Annotated in this window: 16 protein-coding genes; 11 read left to right on the plus strand and 5 right to left on the minus strand. The window is 69.8% G+C overall.

The genetic code is table 11. From position 1 onward, the window contains the following. Nucleotides 1-1420, minus strand: a 1420-nt coding sequence (locus tag RN901_RS03350; protein WP_310755927.1) for a Zn-dependent hydrolase, incomplete at its 3' end; no start/stop codon positions are given. Further along, entirely contained in the window at nucleotides 1420-2301 is an 882-nt protein-coding gene (locus RN901_RS03355; RefSeq protein WP_310755929.1) for a DUF4159 domain-containing protein, read from the minus strand. The genes RN901_RS03350 and RN901_RS03355, both read right to left, overlap by 1 nt. 95 nt (nucleotides 2302-2396) lie before the next feature. Between RN901_RS03355 and RN901_RS03360 the strand changes: the two genes are divergently transcribed. The 7 genes from RN901_RS03360 to RN901_RS03390 all read left to right on the plus strand — a co-directional run bounded on the left by RN901_RS03360 (nucleotide 2397) and on the right by RN901_RS03390 (nucleotide 10410). Next, nucleotides 2397-3248, plus strand: a complete 852-nt coding sequence (locus RN901_RS03360; RefSeq protein WP_310755931.1) for an ABC transporter ATP-binding protein — start codon at nucleotides 2397-2399, stop codon at nucleotides 3246-3248. Continuing rightward, on the plus strand, nucleotides 3245-5158 hold the full coding sequence (locus RN901_RS03365) for an AMP-binding protein (RefSeq protein WP_310755933.1): 1914 nt from the start codon (nucleotides 3245-3247) through the stop codon (nucleotides 5156-5158). Before RN901_RS03360 ends, RN901_RS03365 begins: the two co-directional genes overlap by 4 nt. Before the next feature lie 2 nt (nucleotides 5159-5160). Further along, on the plus strand, nucleotides 5161-6033 hold the full coding sequence (locus RN901_RS03370) for a branched-chain amino acid ABC transporter permease (RefSeq protein ID WP_310789875.1): 873 nt from the start codon (nucleotides 5161-5163) through the stop codon (nucleotides 6031-6033). A 9-nt stretch (nucleotides 6034-6042) separates the two neighbouring features. Then, the gene (locus RN901_RS03375) at nucleotides 6043-7104 is read left to right on the plus strand and encodes a branched-chain amino acid ABC transporter permease (protein WP_310755937.1); all 1062 of its coding nucleotides are present in this window, start codon (nucleotides 6043-6045) and stop codon (nucleotides 7102-7104) included. Nucleotides 7105-7196: 92 nt separating this feature from the next. After that, nucleotides 7197-8354: an ABC transporter substrate-binding protein gene (locus RN901_RS03380; RefSeq protein WP_310755939.1), complete on the plus strand. Its 1158-nt coding sequence runs from the start codon at nucleotides 7197-7199 to the stop codon at nucleotides 8352-8354. A gap of 14 nt (nucleotides 8355-8368) precedes the next feature. After that, nucleotides 8369-9160, plus strand: a complete 792-nt coding sequence (locus tag RN901_RS03385) for an ABC transporter ATP-binding protein (RefSeq protein ID WP_345782349.1) — start codon at nucleotides 8369-8371, stop codon at nucleotides 9158-9160. Next, the gene (locus RN901_RS03390) at nucleotides 9157-10410 is read left to right on the plus strand and encodes an AMP-binding protein (protein ID WP_310755942.1); all 1254 of its coding nucleotides are present in this window, start codon (nucleotides 9157-9159) and stop codon (nucleotides 10408-10410) included. Before RN901_RS03385 ends, RN901_RS03390 begins: the two co-directional genes overlap by 4 nt. Here RN901_RS03390 and RN901_RS03395 read toward each other — a convergent pair. Beyond that, nucleotides 10407-11726 carry an amidohydrolase family protein gene (locus RN901_RS03395; protein ID WP_310755944.1) on the minus strand — a complete coding sequence of 440 codons (1320 nt, stop codon included), beginning with the start codon at nucleotides 11724-11726 and terminating at the stop codon, nucleotides 10407-10409. The two genes, RN901_RS03390 and RN901_RS03395, sit on opposite strands and share 4 nt — an antisense overlap. Nucleotides 11727-11743: 17 nt before the next feature. After that, nucleotides 11744-12565, minus strand: coding sequence for a TauD/TfdA family dioxygenase (locus RN901_RS03400; RefSeq protein WP_345782347.1), 822 nt, complete (start codon nucleotides 12563-12565; stop codon nucleotides 11744-11746). Nucleotides 12566-12703: 138 nt separating this feature from the next. On the opposite strand from RN901_RS03400, the gene RN901_RS03405 reads away from it, so the two are divergent. Beyond that, nucleotides 12704-13192 carry a hypothetical protein gene (locus RN901_RS03405; RefSeq protein WP_310755948.1) on the plus strand — a complete coding sequence of 163 codons (489 nt, stop codon included), beginning with the start codon at nucleotides 12704-12706 and terminating at the stop codon, nucleotides 13190-13192. A 38-nt stretch (nucleotides 13193-13230) separates the two neighbouring features. Next, on the plus strand, nucleotides 13231-14658 hold the full coding sequence (locus tag RN901_RS03410; RefSeq protein WP_310755951.1) for a cytochrome c peroxidase: 1428 nt from the start codon (nucleotides 13231-13233) through the stop codon (nucleotides 14656-14658). A gap of 21 nt (nucleotides 14659-14679) precedes the next feature. Here the strand turns inward: RN901_RS03410 and RN901_RS03415 are convergent, their stop codons facing one another. After that, a complete protein-coding gene (locus tag RN901_RS03415; protein ID WP_310755953.1) occupies nucleotides 14680-15882 on the minus strand; it encodes a TlpA disulfide reductase family protein in 1203 nt (400 codons plus the stop codon). A 120-nt stretch (nucleotides 15883-16002) separates the two neighbouring features. Between RN901_RS03415 and RN901_RS03420 the strand changes: the two genes are divergently transcribed. Then, nucleotides 16003-17412 (plus strand): Gfo/Idh/MocA family oxidoreductase, encoded by a 1410-nt coding sequence (locus tag RN901_RS03420; protein WP_310755956.1) that lies wholly within the window; start codon nucleotides 16003-16005, stop codon nucleotides 17410-17412. Continuing rightward, the gene (locus RN901_RS03425; protein ID WP_310755958.1) at nucleotides 17382-18248 is read left to right on the plus strand and encodes a hypothetical protein; all 867 of its coding nucleotides are present in this window, start codon (nucleotides 17382-17384) and stop codon (nucleotides 18246-18248) included. Before RN901_RS03420 ends, RN901_RS03425 begins: the two co-directional genes overlap by 31 nt. Nucleotides 18249-18252 lie beyond the last annotated feature (4 nt).

The following is an 18252-nucleotide window of genomic DNA, read 5'->3' on the forward strand; positions in this document are numbered from 1 at the left end:
GGGGGGGGGGGCCCCCACCCGCCGCCCCCCCCCCCCCGCCGGCCGGGCGGGGGGCCCCCCCCGCCGGGGGCGGGCGGGGGGGGGCCGCCCCCCCCCCAAACCCCCCCCCCCCCCCCTCGACCGCGAGCAGCGTCCGGAGCAGCACGTTCGTCCCCGCCGTGATCTGATCCGGCTCCGTGAACTCGAGCGGCGAGTGGCTGATGCCGTCGCGGCTCGGCACGAAGATCATCCCCACCGGCCCCAGCAGGGCGACGCTCTGCGCGTCGTGGCCCGCCCCGCTCGGCATGCGCAGCGCCGTGAGGCCGAGATCGACGGCCTCCGCCTCGATGATGTCCCGGAGGCGCGGATCGGTCGGCGCCGCGCGGCTCTCGTAGAACTGCTCGACGGAGACCGTCGTGCCGTCCGCCGCCGCGATCTCCTCGGCCCGCCCCCGGATGGCCCGGAACACGGCGTCGATGTCCGTCATGGCGAGGTCCCGGATCTCGAGGCTGAAGGTGACCCGCCCCGGGATGACGTTCGGCGCGCCGGGCTCGGCGGTCAGGCGGCCGACCGTGGCCACGTGCCGCCCGGGCAGTTCCCGCGCCGTCACGTGCACGGCATCGATGATGCGCGCGGCCGTCACCATCGCGTCCTGCCGCATGTCCATGGGCGTGGTGCCCGCGTGGTTCGCGAAACCGTCGACGGTCACCATCCAGCGGCGGATGCCGACGATCCCCTGCACGACGCCGATGTCGAGTCCGCCCCGGTCGAGGACGAACCCCTGCTCGATGTGCAGCTCGAGGTAGGCCGCCAGGCTGCCGGCCTCCCGCCGGGCTGCGGCCAGGTCCGTGAGGTCGCCGCCCAGGCGCTCCGTGCCCTCGCCGATCGAGAACCCGCTCGCGGTGACGATGTCGACCTCCCAGGGCAGGGTCTCGCCCGCGATCGCGCGGCTTCCGGTCTTGCCGCCCTCCTCGTTGGCCCAGATCACGAGTTCCAGCGGGTGCCGAGTTTCCCGGTTCGCGTCCACGAGCGTCGCGACCGCCTCCAGCGCGCCCATCGAGCCGACCTGTCCGTCGTAGCTGCCGCCCGCCGGGACGGAGTCGATGTGGGAACCGAGGAGGATGGGGGCGAGCGAGGCGTCCGTGCCGCGCCGGCGTCCGATCAGGTTGGCGGCCCGGTCCACGTGCACCTCGAGGCCCAGGTCGGACATGATGTCCGAGAGCCAGGCGCGCGCCGCCAGGTCCTCGTCGCTGTAGGCGAGCCGCGTCGTGCCCTCCCCGGCGCTGCTGAAGCGCGCGAGTTCGGCGAGGCGGCGGTTGAGCCGTTCTCCGTCCACGAGCAGTCGCTGGCGCCGCAGGGCGCGGAGCGGCCAAGGGGTCGCCGCCGCCCCCGCGATGCCGAGGGCGAGCCTCCCGAACCGCCGCCGGGAGATCGGCCCCATCAGTGGCTGAGGCCGTAGATGATGTAGTTGATGGCCAGTTCGTAGGCGTAGGTCGACCGGTCGATCGGGTAGTACGGGTTCTCCGACCACTCCCACGCGTCGCCCAGATCCGTGTTGTGGTTGACGACGACCATCAGCTCACCGCGGTCGTTGAAGATCCCGCTGACCGTGGGCGTGCAAGGTCCCCAACATTCCTCGTACCGGCCCCTCATGGCGTTGTACACGCTCGGGACCGTGATGACGGCGTCGATGTCGTAGAATTGGTGGAAGATCGGGTGGTCCATCGGAATCGGCTCGATCCGGCGGCCGGGCAGGATGCGCGACATGTGGTACTCGAAGTTGGACCAAGCTTCCTCTCCCCAGAAATCGTCCACGACGAGGAATCCACCCGCCTCCAGGTACCCCCGGAGACCCTCGATCTCGGCCTCGGAGAGGTTCATGTAGCCGACCTCGAGCATGTAGAGGAAGGGAAAGCGGCGCAGTTCGGGGTCTGCGAGCGAGATCGGGTTCTCCCACTCGTGCAGGTCCAGCATCGTGAGCAGGCGATGGAGGATGAAGAGGAACTGGCGGTCCGCCTTTGGGAAATCCGTGGCCCAGCGTCCCCCTCCCCGTCCCCACCCGCGGAAACTCGAGTAGATGGCGCGGGTGAAGTAGAAGTCGTGGCCCCATTCCGACACGGCCTGGGCCAGCCCCGGCTCGCGCTCGAGGAGCCGGTCCCGCGCCGCCGCGCGCTCGCTGAGGGCCGAAGCACTCGCCTCCCCGGCGGCCGCGTCCGGCGGCGAGTCGGATCGCGCCGTCATGCCCGTCACGGCGACGGCGGCGAGCACGGCGGTCAGCGCGGCGGCGAGGATCGGGGCGGAGCGCGGTCGGGGACGCATCATATGTTCATAAGGATTGCCGGAGGCCCGCTCGTCAACTACTTCCCGTTTTCCCCCGGGGTTCTCCCGAACGGTCCCGAGCCGCGGCAGGCGCCGACATGAACGAGCCCGACGGCCGAGCCACCGTACATCTGGACGGCGTCACCCTCCGCTTCGGGGGCGTGACGGCGCTCGAGAACGTGTGCCTCGACATCCGCGGCGGCGAACTCCTCGCGCTCATCGGCCCGAACGGGGCGGGCAAGACGAGCGTGCTCAACTGCGTTTCCGGGCTCTACCGGCCCACGGAGGGCGCGATCGTGCTGCGGGACGCCTCGGGCCGGTCGCATGCGCTCCACCGCCTGCAGCCGCACCGGATCGCCCGGCTCGGCGTCGCGCGCACCTTCCAGAGCATCGAACTCTTCAAGCACATGACCGCGCTCGACAACATCATGCTCGGGCGCCACGTCCACATGCGGGGCGGGGTCCTCTCGGGCGGCATCTTCTGGGGTCCCCAGCGGCGCCGCGAAATCCGGCACCGCATGCGGGTGGAGGAAGTGATCGATTTCCTCAACCTGGAGCCGATCCGGCACGCCGTCGTCGGCAACCTCCCCTACGGACAGCAGAAGCTCGTGGAACTCGGCCGCGCCCTGGCGCTCGACCCCGAGATCCTGCTCCTCGACGAACCGCTGGCCGGGATGAACTCCGAGGAGAAGGAGTCGATGGCCCGCTTCATCCTCGACGTGCACGAGGAATGGGGGACGACGCCGGTCGTCATCGATCACGACATGGACGTGATCATGGACATCTCCGAGCGCGTGATCGTGCTCGAGTTCGGGCAGGTCATCGCCGAGGGCTCACCGGCCGAGGTCCGCGCGAATCCTCGCGTGATCGAGGCGTATCTGGGCCACGGGGAAACCGCGGCCGAAGGCGTCTCGTGGGCGGGGCATGAGCGAGGCATGAGCGAGGCATGAGCATCGGATTCGTGGACGGGAGCCTGCCGGGGCTCCTTCGGCTGCAGGCGGCGAACCGCGGCGACCGCGTGGCCATGCGCGAGAAGGAATTCGGGATCTGGCAGAGCATCACGTGGGCCGAATACGCGCAGCGCGTGCGTCATTTCGCGATGGGGCTCCGCGAACTCGGTCTCGAGAGCGGCGACCGGATCGCGATCGTGGGCGACAACCGTCCCGAATGGGTCATCAGCGAGCTGGCGGCGCAGTCGCTCGGGGCGCTGCCGCTCGGCCTCTACCAGGACGCGGTCGCCACGGAACTGGAGTATCTGCTCGCGGCCTCGAGGGCGCGGATCGTGGTCGCGGAGGACCAGGAGCAGGTCGACAAGGTGCTCGACGTTCGCGAGGCGCTGCCCGGACTCGAGCATATCATCTACTACGATCCGCGCGGGCTGGGCCGCTACGAGGCGCCCGGGCTTCTCGCCTTTCCGGATGTGGAGCGGCACGGGGCCGAGCACGACCAGGCGATGCCGCACGAGTACACGGCCGCCCTGGGGGCGGTTCGGGCCGACGATCCCGCGCTCCTGTGCACGACCTCGGGGACGACGAGCAAGCCCAAGCTCGCCGTGCTCTCGCACTCGAACCTGCTCAGCATGGCCGCTCAGTTGCAGGACGTGGACCCGATGGAGGCGGAGGACGAGTTCGTCTCGTTCCTCCCCCTCGCCTGGATCGGAGAGCAGATGATGACCGTCTCCCGCCACGTTCTGGTCGGTTTCCCGGTGAACTTTCCCGAGGAACCGGGCACCGTGCGCCAGGACCTCCGCGAGGTCGGGCCGCGCGTGATGTTCTCGCCGCCCCGCATCTGGGAGAACCTCGTCTCCGAGGTGCAGGTGATGGTGGAGGACACGACGCCGCTGAAGCGCCGCATCCAGGGGTGGGCCATGGGGGTCGGCGGGGAAGCCGCCGATGACGCGTTCGAGGGGCGGACGCCCGGCGTCTGGCGGCGCTTCCGGCGAGGGATCGCGGAGACGGTCGCGATGCGTCCGATCAAGAACCAGCTCGGCCTGAGGCACCTGCGCGATGCCTACACCGGCGGGGCCGCGCTCGGGCCGGACGTGTTCCGCTTCTTCCACGCGCTGGGCGTGAACCTGAAGCAGATCTACGGGCAGACGGAGGTCGCCGGGATCTCGGTGCTGCACCGGGACGGGGACATCCGGTACCAGACGGTCGGGGAGCCGCTGCCCGGGATGGATGTGAGGGTGGCGGGGGATGGGGAGATCCTGACCCGCGGGCCGGCCGTCTTCCAGGGGTATTTCGAGAACCCGGAGGCGACGCGCGAGACGCTCGTGGACGGCTGGCTGCACTCGGGCGACGCGGGGTACTTCGACGATGAGGGCCACCTCGTCGTCGTCGACCGGCTGAAGGACGTGATGTCGCTCGCGGACGGGACGACGTTCTCACCCCAGTTCATCGAGAACCTGCTCAAGTTCAGCCCCTACGTGAGCGAGGCGGTGGTGTTCGGCGGCGAGCACCCGTACGTGGCCGGGATCATCGCGATCGACTTCGAGAACGCGGGCCAGTGGGCGGAGCGGCGCCAGCTCGCCTACACGACGTTCACGGACCTGTCGCAGAAGGCCGAGGTCTACGACCTGGTGCGGGCGCACGTCGAGTCGGTGAACGGGGACGTGCCCGAAGCGGCCCGCGTCCGGCGTTTCCTCCTGCTGCACAAGGAGCTGCACGCGGACGACGCCGAACTCACGCGGACCCGGAAGGTGCGCCGCCGCTTCGTGGCCGAGCGCTTCGGGTCCCTGATCGAGGCGCTGTACGGGGGGGATGATTCCGTGACCGTGGAGATGGAGATCACCTACCAGGATGGCCGCACGGCCCGCGTGAAGCACGATCTGCGGATCGAGCGGCTCGACGGAGCGAAGTGACCGTGGACCAGTTCCTGCAACTCACGGTGGCCGGCCTGGGCACGGGCATGATCTACGCGCTCGCCGCGGTGGGCTTCGTCATCATCTACAAGGCGAGCGACGTCATCAACTTCGCGCAGGGGGACCTCCTCCTGTTCGGGACCTATCTCATCTTCTTCTCCCTCGTCCAGATCGGGCTCCCGTGGACCGCCGGCGTCCTGCTGACGATGCTCGTGGCGGCAGGGATCGGTGTCGCGGTCGAGCGCACCGTGCTCCGACCGCTGATCGGCGAGCCCATCATCTCGATGATCATGGTCACCATCGGCCTCTCGAGCGTCCTGCGCGCGGTCGTGCACGCGATCTGGGGACCGCAGCCCCGCACCTTCCCGTCCTTCCTGCCCGAGGGCGAAGTGATGCTCGGATCGGCCGTCGTGAGCGCGGACCGCCTGGTGGCGATCCCGCTGGCGCTCGCGCTGCTCGCCGGACTCGCCCTCTTCTTCCGGCACACGCGGAGCGGGATCGCCATGCGGGCCATCGCGGACGACCAGCAGGCCGCCCTCAGCATGGGAATCAGCATCCCGCGCGTGTTCGCGACCGCGTGGGCGCTGGCGGCGGTGACGGCCGCCATCGGCGGGATCATGCTCGGCAACATCGTCGGCGTGACCCCGAACGTCGCGCAGATCGGCCTGCGCGTCTTCCCGGTCGTGATCCTGGGCGGACTCGACTCGATCCGCGGGGCGGTCGTCGGGGGCGCGATCATCGGCCTCCTGGAGTTCTACGCGGGCGGCTACATCGGCCATGGGCTCAACCTCATCGTCCCCTACGTCGTGCTGATCGTCGTCCTCATGGTCCGCCCGTACGGACTCTTCGGCAGAGAAATCATCGAGCGCGTATAGGAGAATCGCGTGGAGAGCGGCGTCTTTCACACGGACTATCGAACGGACATGGGGCTCCGGCGGGTGCCGGCGGAGCGCCTCCGGCTCGGGCTGTTCATGGCGGCGCTCCTCGTCTTCCCGTTCCTCGCGTCGCCCTACTGGCTCAACCTCGCGAACCAGATCGCGATCGCCACGATCGGCGCGCTGGGCCTCAACATCCTCGTCGGCTACACCGGTCAGGTCTCGCTGGGGCAGGGCGCCTTCATGGCCGTCGGCGCGTACACCTCCGCGCTCCTCACGCTGAGGCTGGGCCTGCCGTGGGGCGTGAGCATCGTGGCCGCCTGCTTCGCGACGGCGGCGGTGGGCGTCTTCTTCGGCCTCCCGTCGCTGCGGCTCAAGGGGCTCTACCTCGCGATCTCCACGCTCGCCGCCCAGGAGATCGTCGAGTGGGTCGTCACGCACTGGCCCGCGCTCACCGGAGGGGTCGAAGCCGTCGTCGTCCCGGCCCCGCGGCTCTTCGGGCAGCGTCTGAACACGGACTTCGGCTTCTACTGGCTCGGCATCGCCCTGGCCGGGGTCACGGCGCTCTTCACCGCGAACCTCTTCCGCTCGCGCATCGGCCGCTCGTTCGTCGCCGTCCGCGACCAGGACATCGCTGCGAGCGTCATGGGCGTGAACGTGTTCGGAACCAAGCTCCTCGCCTTCGCGACCTCGTCGTTCTTCGTGGGGCTCGCCGGCGCCCTCACGGCGTACTACCGCAACATCATCTCGTGGGAGCGCTTCACACTCGAGACCAGCGTCCTCTACCTGGCCATGATCATCGTCGGAGGACTGGGGACGATCCGCGGCTCGCTGTTCGGGGCAGCGCTCATCACCCTCCTTCCCGCCATGATCGCGACGGCGGGACGGGAACTGCAGCAGTCGGCGCCCGCGGTCGCGGCCCTCCTGCCCAGCGTACAGCAGGCGGCGTTCGGGCTCGTCATCATCCTCTTCCTCGTGTTCGAGCCCGAGGGCCTGTCCAAACTGTGGCGCAACGTGAAAGACTACTTCTACGTGTGGCCCTTCGCGTACCGCCGCGGAGAGGGCCGCTGATCGCTCCGAAGTCGGCAGGCTTCAAGAACAGGAAGAGGTCTCCGGATATGCGCCGCAGCCGATCCGCTTTCACCGCCGCCGTCGCGGTTTGTTTGGCCCTGTCCCTGGCGTTCGCCGCATGCGGGGGTTCGGGAGAGCGGGCGGAAAACGAGATCCTGATCGCGGCCATCTTCGACCTCACAGGTCCGACGGCCGATGTGGGGATCGACTACGCCGAAGCGGTGCAGGGGCACGTCGAGTGGCTCAACGCGCGCGGCGGCGTCGGGGGGCGGCCGATCCGGCTCATCTACCAGGACTACGGCTACCAGGTCGACCGGGCCGAGCAGCTGTACACGCAGTTCGTGCAGGAGGGCGCCCTCATCTTCATGGGCTGGGGGACGGGCGACACGGAGGCGCTCCGGCTGCGCATCACCGAGGACCGGATCCCGTTCTCGTCGGCCTCCCTCTCGCACGTGCTCGGCGACGCGCACGAATCGCCCTACAACTTCCTCGTGGCGACGAGCTACAGCGACCAGTTCAGGATCGTGCTGCGCTGGATCGCGGAGGACCACCGGGCGAACGGCGGGGAAGGGAACGCGCGGGTCGCGTTCATGCACAACGCGAGTCCCTTCGGCCTGTCGCCCTGGATGCAGGGGGGCGAGGACTACGCGCGGGAGATCGGCGTCGACGTCACGCCCTACGAGATGCCGCGCGGTGCGACCGACTACACGGCGGAGTTCACCCGCATCGGCCAGTCGGGTGCGACGTACGTGGTGTTCCAGAACACCTCCGCGCCGGCGGCCGTGGCCCTGCGGAACGCGCGGGGACTGGGGATCGACGCCACCTTCGTGTGCCTGAACTGGTGCGCCAACGCGCTCCTGTGGAGGCTCGCGGAGGACGCGGCCGAAGGGGTGGTCGGGGCGATCCCTTGGGCGCCGCTTACGGCCGACGTGCCGGGGATCCGGGACATCCGCGACTATCTCGAGTCCCGGGACGATGACTACGGGGACAAGACGAACGCGTACACGCAGGGGTGGTGGACGATGGCGGTGTTCGTCGAGGGGATCCGGCGGGTGCTCGATTCTGGAGAGGAACTGACGGGCGAGAACATCAAGCGGGCGCTGGAGACGATCGACGGGCTCGAGACGGGCGGCGCCGGCCCGCCGCTCACCTTCACGCCCAGCGACCACCGGGGGTCGAAGGGGCTCCGGCTCTTCCGCGCCGAAGACGGAAGATGGACCCCGCTGACGGAAGTCCTCACAGCCCCTTGAGCTCGGTGAGCGCCTTGCTTGAACTCAACAGCGTCGAGGTCCTCTACGACGACGTGATCCTCGTCCTGCGCGGACTCTCCCTGGAAGTGCCGGAAGGGCACATCGTCGCCCTCCTCGGCTCCAACGGCGCCGGCAAGACGACGACGCTCAAGGCGATTTCAGGCCTTCTCAAGGTCGAGGACGGCGAGGTCACGGACGGATCGATCCGCTTCGACGGACACGAGATTCACGGCCTTCCCGCCGATCGCATCGTGCGTCGGGGGATCTTCCAGGTCGTCGAGGGGCGGCACGTGTTCGAGCACCTCACCGTGCACGAGAACCTGCTCGCTGGCGCGCACACGCGACGCGACCGCGGCGGCGTGCCGGCGGATCTGGAGCGCGTCTACGGGTACTTTCCGCGGCTGGCGGAACGGAAGCGCCAGTGGGCGGGCTATCTGTCGGGCGGCGAGCAGCAGATGCTCGCCCTCGGGCGCGCGCTCATGGCCCGCCCGCGGCTCATGCTGCTCGATGAGCCGTCGCTGGGGCTCGCGCCGATTCTCGTGCAGGAGATCTTCGGCATCATCCGGCGGATCAACGAAGAGGAGGGCACGACCATTCTTCTCGTCGAGCAGAACGCGCGCCTCGCCCTCTCCGTCGCGGACTTCGGGTACGTCATGGAGTCGGGCCGTGTTGTGCTGGAGGGGCCAGCGGAGGAACTGGGGAAGAACGAGGACGTGCGCGAGTTCTACCTCGGTCTGAGCGAGATCGGACGCCGTTCCTATCGCGACGTGAAGCACTATCGCCGCCGCAAGCGGTGGTTGTCGTGAGCACGGCGCGGCGTCGTCCCGTGGATGCCGCGGAAGCGCCACCCGACTGGGATGCGGCGCAGGATGCGCTGGCGGACGCGGCCGTCCGCCTGGCGCTCGAGCGCAGCGGAGAAGCCGGCGTACGCCTTCGGGCGGCCGGGATCGCCCACCCGGAAACGCGCGGCATGGCCGGGCTGCGGGAAGTGGCGGTCCTCGCCAAGGATGACCTGCCGGACCTGCAGGCGGCCCAGCCGCCTTTCGGCGGGATGCTGGGCGTGGATCTCGGTGTCCTCCGGCGCATCCACCGGTCCCCCGGCCCGATCAACGACCCCGAGGGCCAGCGTTCGGACTACTGGCGCATGGCCCCGGCGTTCCGAGCGGCAGGATTCGAGCGCGGCGACGTGGTGCTCAACACCTTCTCGTATCACCTGACCCCGGGCGGTCACATGATGGATGCGGGATTGCGCGCCGTGGGGTGCGTGGTCGTGGCGGGTGGGGTGGGGAACACGTCGGCCCAGGCGGCCTTCGCGTCGCAGGTTGGTGCCGCCGGCTACGTGGGGACGCCGCAGTTCCTCCTGACCTTGCTCGACCGCGGGCGCGACGAGGGCATCCGGTCCACCTTCCGCCGGGCGCTCGTCAGCGGCGCGCCCCTGCCCCACGATCTCCGCAGGCTGCTGGAGGAGGGCCACGGAGTCTCGGTCTTCCAGGCGTACGGGACCGCCGACGCCGGGGCCATCGGCTACGAATGCGAAGCGAAGGACGGGTGGCACGTCGCGCCGGGCATCGTCGTCGAAGTGCTGGACCCCGGCACGCGCGAGCCGTGCGAGCCCGGCGGGCCGGGGGAGGTCGTCGTCACGAGCGCCAACCCGGTCTACCCGCTCGTCCGCTTCGGCACGGGCGACCTATCGGCGTTCCGGCCGGACGCGTGCGACTGCGGGCGGACCTCCCCCCGGCTGGCGGGCTTCCTGGGCCGGACCGGTGAAGGCGTGAAGGTGCGCGGCATGTTCGTCCATCCGCGGCAACTGGCGGAAGCCCTCGTCGGCGCCCCCGGCGTCCGGCGCTACCAGGGGGCCGTCACGGAGCAGGACCATCGCGACATCCTCACGGTCTCCATCGAGCCCAGGGGGGACAGACTGCCCGACCTCGACGAACTCGCCGCCCGCCTCCGCGAAGTAACCCGGCTCCGCGTGGAAGTCCGCACCGTCGAGCCGGGAACGATCCCCGAAGACGCCACCCCGATCATCGACCTCCGCGAACGGAGCCCGGGCTAGCCGGAGACCGACGGCACCTCGTTGCCGGCGATCCAGACGGATTCGATTGCGCGCAGGTTCTCGACGCCTTCCAGGGGATCCGCATTGAGGAGGATGAGGTCCGCCCAGTTGCCGGCCTCGATCGTGCCGACACCTTCAAGCCCCGCACAGCGCGCCGCGTCGGCCGTGGAGGCGACGAGGATCTCCATGGGCGACATGCCGGACTCCGCCATGAGCGCGAGTTCCATGTGCTCGAAGTAGCCCTGGAAGCGGGCGGGCGGACCGGTGTCCGTGCCCATCGCGATCGTCACGCCGGCGTCGGACAGCGCGCCGAGGTTCTCCTGGGCCTGCGCGAGCGCCTCCTTGTAGCGCTGGGCCGACTCGCTCTCGCGGTAGCGCGCCATGCTCTCGGGGGCGCGCAGGGCTTCGAGCACGGCCGGCTCGGCGGAGGCAAGGAAGAAGGGATCCGAGAAGAACTCCGGCTCGCTCTCGTACACGAAAGTCGAGACTTCGCGCGTGAGCGTCGGCGAGTAGCAGACACCGGCTTCGATGAGCCGCGTCGCAAGCGCGTCGTCCACGTCCCGGTCGCGGACGCTGTGCACGATGAAGTCGGCCCCGGCGTCGAGCAGCCCGTGCGCGTCCTCGAGGTAGAACAGGTGCGCCGCGACCGGAAGCCCGAGTTCGTGCGCCCCCTCGACCACCGCCCCGTACACGTCCGGCGTCATCTTGTACGTGCTGCCGAGGTTGTCGTCGACCCGGATCTTGATGAAGTCGACCCCCATCGCCGCGTTCCCGTGCACCATCTCGAGCGCGGCCCCCGGCGTGATCCCCGCCACCACGGCACCCGCCACGTAGAGCCGGGCCCGGTCGAGCGACGGCACGTCCTGTTCGTCGCGCACCTCGACACCGGCGGGCTCGTCCCCACCGAGGCTCACGACGGTGGTGACGCCGTAGCTTGCGTACAGCCGCAGTTGGCGCAGGACGTTCTCCCGCGAGTAGTGCCCGCCCTCGAGGCCGAGGGTCGCGCCCACATGGCCGTGCGCGTTGATTAGACCGGGGACGAGGTGTTTCCCGGCCGCGTCCAGGACCTCGGCGTCCGCCGGAACCTCGACCTCCGCCGACGGTCCCACGGACTCGATGCGCCCGCCCCGGACCACCACCGTCGCGTCGGGCACCGGTTCGGCGCCTGAGCCATCGACGACGGTCGCGCCGACGATCGCGAGGGCCGGCGCGCCGGTCGCCTCCCCGGGTGAGGATTCGGGGTCGGCGCCGCTACAGGCCCCGAGAATCGCCGCCGTAGCAAGAACAATGAGCGAAATCGGGGTGCGTTTCAGCATGGTCCGAACTCCTGACTCTAGACGGGGCGTTCGCCGCGGATCGTGACGCGATAGCCGGAGCGCACGGCGGGGAAGTAGTCCCAGATCGCGTGATGCTGCGTGCAGCGGTTGTCCCAGAAGGCGACGGAGTGCGGGCGCCAGCGGAAGCGGCAGTGGAAATCCGGCCGCTGTACGTGCCGGTAGAGGAAGTCGAGCAGCCCGCTGCTCTCGCCCCGCGGGAGGTCCACGATGCGGACCGTGAACATCTCGTTCACGAACAGCGCCTTCCGCCCCGTCACGGGGTGCGTGCGGACGACGGGGTGCTCCGCCGACGGGTACGAGCGGCCCCCGTCGTCGCGCCCGATGAGCCGGTTCACCTCACGGTAGAACGGGCCGCCGTCGTGGACCGCCGTGAGGCCATCGACCAGCGCCTTCATGCGGTCCGACAACGCCTCGTAGGCGGCGTACATGTTCGCGAACAGCGTGTCGCCGCCGCTCCCGGGCACCGTGTGCAGGCGCAGGATCGAACCCATCGGCGGCATGGGGTCGCACGACACGTCCGAGTGCCAGCGCTCTCCCGTCGCCCGCAGCGAGTTCTCGTCCGCATGGATCCGGAACACCTCCGGATGTCCTTCGATGCCGGGTTCGTTGGGGTGCTCGACGAGTTCGCCGAACCGGGCCCCCAGCGCCTTCTGGCTCTCGATGGAGATGTCCTGGTCCCGGAAGAAGAGGACGCAGTGCGCCATCAGCGCATCGCGGATGGTCTCGAAACTGTCATCATCAAGGGCGGCGAGATCCACGCCATCGACCTCGGCGCCGATGACGGGCGTCACAGGGCGGATATCGGGTAGGGTTCGCATGCCGGCGAATCTTGAACGGATCGGGCCCCGCAGCAACGCCGGGGCCGCTCGCGAGCCGGCGGAGCTTGCCTGAGGCACGCGGGCCGTTTCATTTTTTCAGGTCGGATCGTGGGCGCGGTACCCCCAGGAGGGTCTTGAATGAAGGGTCGTTGGCCAGCCCTGCTGTTTGCGATGGGCGTAGCCCTCAACTGCGGGGGTGGCGGTTCGGGCGAGGGCCCGGTCGGCACGCCCGTCGAGCCGCCTCCGGCTCCGCCGCCTCCGCCCGTCGGGCCGCCCCCGCCCCCGCCGCCGCCCCCGCCCCCGCCGACCCGGGTGGAAGCGCCTTTCGGGTCGGACGCGAACTTCGACATCCAGGACGACACGTTCGTCGATCCCGACGGGAATCACGATCAGGAAGCCCACGTGACGGTCCAGCGGCACGCGGTCATCACATGGACGCAGAACGGCACGAACATCCATCGGGTGGAGTTCAGCAAGGTCCCCGAAGGCGCGAACGCGGAGGACAGCGACGATCTGCGGCCCGGCACGATCTGGGAATACCGTCCCAGGATCGAGGGCGAGTACGTGTTCTTCTGCCGCTACCACGAGTACATGATGGATGTGCGAATCACCGTGGAAAGCCCCTGACGGGAGCTTTTCGCGACCCCGGTGCATATATCTCCCGCATGCTGAATCGCACTCGGAAGGCGCTCGCCTTCGTGGCCACGGGACTCCTTGTCGGCCTTGCCGCCTGTGGGGACGGCTCCGTTACGCCCCCGGTCCCGCCGCCTGTACCGCCCGCGCCTCCGCCGGCACCGCCGCCGCCCCCGCCGCCGCCTCCCCCCGAGGTCGTGCGGGCGATGCTCATCGACACGGTGCGCCTCCTCGCGGACCACCGGAACCTCGACCCGCTCGAGCCTCCTCCTCCCGTGCGCCCCGAACTCGTCGAACTGGGACGCGCGCTGGCTTTCGACCGGATTCTGGGCGGGAACCGGGACATCTCCTGCATGACCTGCCACCTGCCCAGCTTCGCGATGGGGGACGGCCGGTCGCTCTCGATCGGCGTCGGGGGACGAGGGCTGGGTCCGAACCGGACGCACCCCGAGGGCGAGTTCATCCCGCGCAACTCGCCCGCCATCTTCAACCTCCACCTTTCGACGCAGTTCTTCTGGGACGGGTTCGTGGAGGAACTGGAGGACGGATCGATCTCGACGGAAGCGGGCGATCAACTGACGCCCGAGATGCAGGCGGTGTTCGAGTTCGGCGCGCTCTCGGCGCAGCCCATGATCCCCGTGCTGCGGCGCAAGGAGATGCGCGGCTTCGGCGAGGACAACGAACTGGCGGCGCTGGCCGACGACGACTTCACCGGCGTGTGGGCCGCGCTCATGGCGAGGCTCGGGGAAATCGAGGAATACCGGACGCTGTTCGAGGCCGCGTACCCGGGCACGACGTTCGACGACATGTCCTTCGCGCACGCGGCGAACGCGATCGCGGGCTTCTACGTGGCCGAACTCACCTTCATCGACACCCCGTGGGACCGGTTCCTGAAGGGGGACAACGACCAGCTCAGCGATTCGGCGCTGCGCGGCGCGAAGAGCTTCATGACGATCCGCTGCATGCTGTGCCATGAGACCGACCAGTTCGACGACCGCAACAACGAACACCACAACGCGGCCATCCCGCAGATCGGCCCCGGGCTGGGCGACGGGCCGGGCGGGAACGACGACTTCGGGCGCGAGCGGGTGACGGGAGATCCGGCGCACCGGCGGCTCTTCAAGACGCCGCCGATGCGGAACGTCGAACTCACCGGGCCGTACGGCCACGCCGGCCAGTTCGCCACGCTGAAGGCGATCGTCGTCCACTACGACAGCATCGACACCCGGCTCCGGGACTACGACGTGTCGCAGGTGGACCCCGAACTGCGGGGCACGCTGCTCAACAACTTCGACGAGATCCTCACGACACGGGACACGGTCCTGATCCCGATCGGCTTCGAGGATGCGGAGGCGGACGACCTCGTCGCCTTCCTCGAGTCGCTGACGGACGACGCGGCGCGCGACCTGTCCCACCTGGCCCCGGCGACGGTTCCGAGCGGACTGCCGATCGACAAGTAGGGCCAGCCCGCTGGCGGGTGGTCAGGGACCCCCGTCGAGGAGGGTCCGGAGTGTCCGTTCGAGTTCGCCGGCCTGGGCCTCCGGATCCGCGAGCGTGGGGTTCCGAACGAGCGCGATATCTCCCGCCGCATCCACGACGATGAGGGCCGGCACCGAGGCGATCTTGTAGTCGTGGGCGATCCGCTCCGCGCGCTGGAGGAGGGGCGCGTCGAGTCCCCATTCGCCCACGGTCGGGCCGGGATCGACCTCGGGGCTCTCCCACGCGTTGAGGTTGAAGAACCGGACGCCCGGTGCCGTCCACCGCTCCGGAAGGGCGGCGTACGCGGCGGCGAGGTCCCGGCAGGGGGCGCACCAGCTTGCCCCGAAACTCAGCACGACGATGTCCCCGCGCAGGTCCGAGAGGCGGAGGGGCGAGCCCGTGTCCGTTTCGAGCGTCCAGTCGGGCGCCGGAACGCCGGGTTCGATCCGCCGCGCGTCCTCGTCAACGACTTCCCCGCTCGCCGAGTCGAGGAGGTCCATGCGGATCGCGAGTTGATCGGGCGTGAGCGGCAGATCGACGAGCATGCTCCGGATCTCGAACGCGAGGGCCCCGCTCCCGTCGGCCGCCTCCCAGCGGAAGGCGCGGGGCAGGTCGTCCTCGACCCCGATGTGCCACCACACCTGCGCAGGTCCGAACTCGGTCGTCGTTCCGCGCAGCACATCGCACAGGACGCCGCCGATCGTCTCCCGGCTCACGAGTTCCAGGCCGCTCGCGAGTTCCGCCTGAAACGGCTGCGGATCCGTGAACGCCGAGAGCACTGCGAACGGGGCGTTGGCCACGAGATGGCCGGAGCCCCCCGAGATCGTCCCGTGACTGAACCGGGCCAGCGCCTCGTCGCGGGCCGCGACGTAGTCGCCTCCCCCGGACACGATGAGCGCGGGCGCCTCGGCGGACGGGTCGCCGGCCGGCGGTTCGCCCGGTTGCGGAGCGGGGGTCCATGAGGGCGACGGCCGAAGCTCGGCCCAGTAGATCGGGGGCTCGCCCTCGGCCCTGAGCAGCCGCACCCTCCCGGAGTAGGAGCCCGCGGAGTTCCCGGTTCCCTCGTACGCGTACTCGTATGCGAGGCTCGAAAGCCGCCGGATGGCGGCGGCGGCATCGAGGAGCCGGTCCCGGCTCGTCGGCGCCGGGTCGCATGACAGGCACAGGATGGCCGCGACGCCGGCCGCGGTCGCCGCGCGTGACATTCGATTCGTCCTGTATGGCCTCATGTTTGCGATCCGCTCCCCACCGCTCCGAAGTTGGATTCCATATGTCACGTCCGGCAGCCCGGGGCAAACCCCGGATCATTGAGATGGACGGTGGAGATGGAACCGACGAAGCGCGAATCGAACGACTCCGGCGAGATGACACCTGCGGGCGTCGACCGGCGAACGCTGCTCAGGCTGGGTGCCCTGGGGGCGGGGGCGGCAGTCCTCGGCGGCTGCCGCGGGCCCGAGGCCGGCAGCCGACCGGCACGGTCCGGGAACGATGACGCGGCGCCCGAGGCGCTCTTCTCGGCACCGCCGATGGAGACGGTGCGGGTCGGCTTCGTCGGGATCGGCGGCATGGGTTCGGTCCACGTCCGCAATCTCCTCGACATCGAGGGCGTGGAACTCACGGCGCTCTGCGACATCCGGCCCGAGCACGCCGAGCGTGCGCGCGATTGGGTGCTCGAAGCCGGGGGCCCGGACCCGACTCTCTACACACGCGGGGAAACGGACTTCATCCGCATGTGCGAGGCGGAGGATATCGATCTGGTCTACACCGCCACGCCGTGGCGCTGGCACGTGCCCGTCTGCGTGGCCGCGATGGAGCACGGGAAGCACGCGGCGACGGAGGTTCCGGCGGCCTACACGATGGAGGACTGCTGGCGCCTGGTAGAGACCGCCGAGGCCGCGGCCCGGCACTGCGTGATGATGGAGAACGTGAACTACGGCCGCTGGGAGATGCTCGTCTTCCACATGGTGCGGCTCGGGCTGTTCGGCGAGATCCTGCATGGCGAGGGCGGATACCTGCACGACCTGCGCGCCATCAAGTTCGCCGACACCGGCGAGGGGCTGTGGCGGCGGGAACACTCGAAAACGAGGAACGGCAACCTCTATCCGACGCACGGGCTGGGGCCGATCGCCAACTGTATGGACATCAACCGCGGAGACCGCTTCGACTACGCGGTCTCGATGAGCGGGCCGTCACGCGGGCTTCAGGCGTTCGCCCGCGAACATTTCCCCGAGGGGGCGCCCGAGCGTGACGAGACCTTCTCGCTCGGCGATGTGAACGTCACCCTCATCAAGACCGTCCTCGGCCGGACGATCTACGTCTCACACGACACGAACCTCCCTCGCCCGTACTCGCGGATCCACCTCGTCCAGGGGACGCGGGGCCTCTTCCAGGGCTATCCCGAGCGGGTGTACGTCGAGGGCCGCAGCGAGGGACACCGGTGGGACGAGGCGGAGGACTACGTCGAGGAGTTCGAGCACCCGCTGTGGCGCGAGATGGCCGGGGCCGGGGCGGGTCGCGGACATGGCAGCATGGACTATCTCGAGGACTACCGGCTCATCAAGTGCCTGCGCGAGGGACTGCCCACGGACATGAACGTGTACGACGCCGCGGCGCTGTCGGCCGTGTGCGCCGTGAGCGAGGAGTCCGTGGCGGAGCGGAGCCGGCCGGTCGACTTTCCCGACTTCACCCGCGGCCGGTGGGAGACGTGGCCGCAGCTCGGCGTCGTCGAGGCCTGACGAAGGCGCGGACGCGCCGTCCGCCCTTCGCGCTGCGGGTACTGCGCGGCCTGGCCGTCCTCACCGTGGTCGGGGTCGCCGGCGTGGCCGCCTGGACCGGGCTGCGCTCCGCCGGTTTCCGTTTTCGGTGGGATATCGAACCAGCGCCCCCACGTCCGGCGGAAGCGCCCGCGCTCCGCGAGGCTCCGCCGCCTTCAGCTCCGCCCGCGGCCGCGGACGCGCCGGGAGGCGGCGAAGAAGCCGACGCTCCGTCCTCCCGAACTGGCCCTCTCGCGAGCGGACGGTACGAGCGGATCGAGTTCGAGACGTACGCCGATGGCCGGCCCGTCGCCTCCAACTCCGCGGTGGCGGAGGAATGGCGGGAACAGGGCGTCGTAGTGTCGTTCGACTCCTACACGGCGGACGCCACCCGGCCTCATGTGCTCGACGCGCGCGGATACCTGCCCCGGAACGCGTCGATGCACGCGCTGAGCTTCCCGCTCGCGGGAGACCAGGGTCTGGAAGTCGGCGTCATCCACCTCGATTTCCCCGGACGTCCCAGGAATGTGACGTTCACGCTCTTCGGCCCCGACCTCATCGAAGACTTCGAGGTGATCGCCTGGAGCGGCGGCGAACGCCTGCCGGCCTCGGCTCGGGTACATGCTCCGGACACGCGCTACGTCTCCGAAAAAGATTCGGGGTCGGCGACGGCGACCTACCGCCCGGGAGGGCGCTCGCTCTTCCGGGCCGAGCGCGTGAGCATTGAGGCTCCGCTCGGGGTCGATCGGATCTCGCTCGACGGCTGGGGCCCTCCGGGCCACATCCTGTTGGTCGATCACCTCGAAATCGACCCCTGACGCC

Origin of the sequence: Candidatus Palauibacter soopunensis, from assembly GCF_947581735.1 — a bacterium.
In the GTDB taxonomy this organism is placed as follows: domain Bacteria; phylum Gemmatimonadota; class Gemmatimonadetes; order Palauibacterales; family Palauibacteraceae; genus Palauibacter; species Palauibacter soopunensis.

Coding starts and splice junctions, on each gene's coding strand:
- RN901_RS03355 (WP_310755929.1), bottom strand. CDS start 2,301: ATGATGCGTCCCCGACCGCGCTCCGCCCCGATCCTCGCCGCCGCGCTG.
- RN901_RS03360 (WP_310755931.1), top strand. CDS start 2,397: ATGAACGAGCCCGACGGCCGAGCCACCGTACATCTGGACGGCGTCACC.
- RN901_RS03365 (WP_310755933.1), top strand. CDS start 3,245: ATGAGCATCGGATTCGTGGACGGGAGCCTGCCGGGGCTCCTTCGGCTG.
- RN901_RS03395 (WP_310755944.1), bottom strand. CDS start 11,726: ATGCTGAAACGCACCCCGATTTCGCTCATTGTTCTTGCTACGGCGGCG.
- RN901_RS03400 (WP_345782347.1), bottom strand. CDS start 12,565: ATGCGAACCCTACCCGATATCCGCCCTGTGACGCCCGTCATCGGCGCC.
- RN901_RS03405 (WP_310755948.1), top strand. CDS start 12,704: ATGAAGGGTCGTTGGCCAGCCCTGCTGTTTGCGATGGGCGTAGCCCTC.
- RN901_RS03410 (WP_310755951.1), top strand. CDS start 13,231: ATGCTGAATCGCACTCGGAAGGCGCTCGCCTTCGTGGCCACGGGACTC.
- RN901_RS03415 (WP_310755953.1), bottom strand. CDS start 15,882: ATGTCACGCGCGGCGACCGCGGCCGGCGTCGCGGCCATCCTGTGCCTG.
- RN901_RS03420 (WP_310755956.1), top strand. CDS start 16,003: ATGGAACCGACGAAGCGCGAATCGAACGACTCCGGCGAGATGACACCT.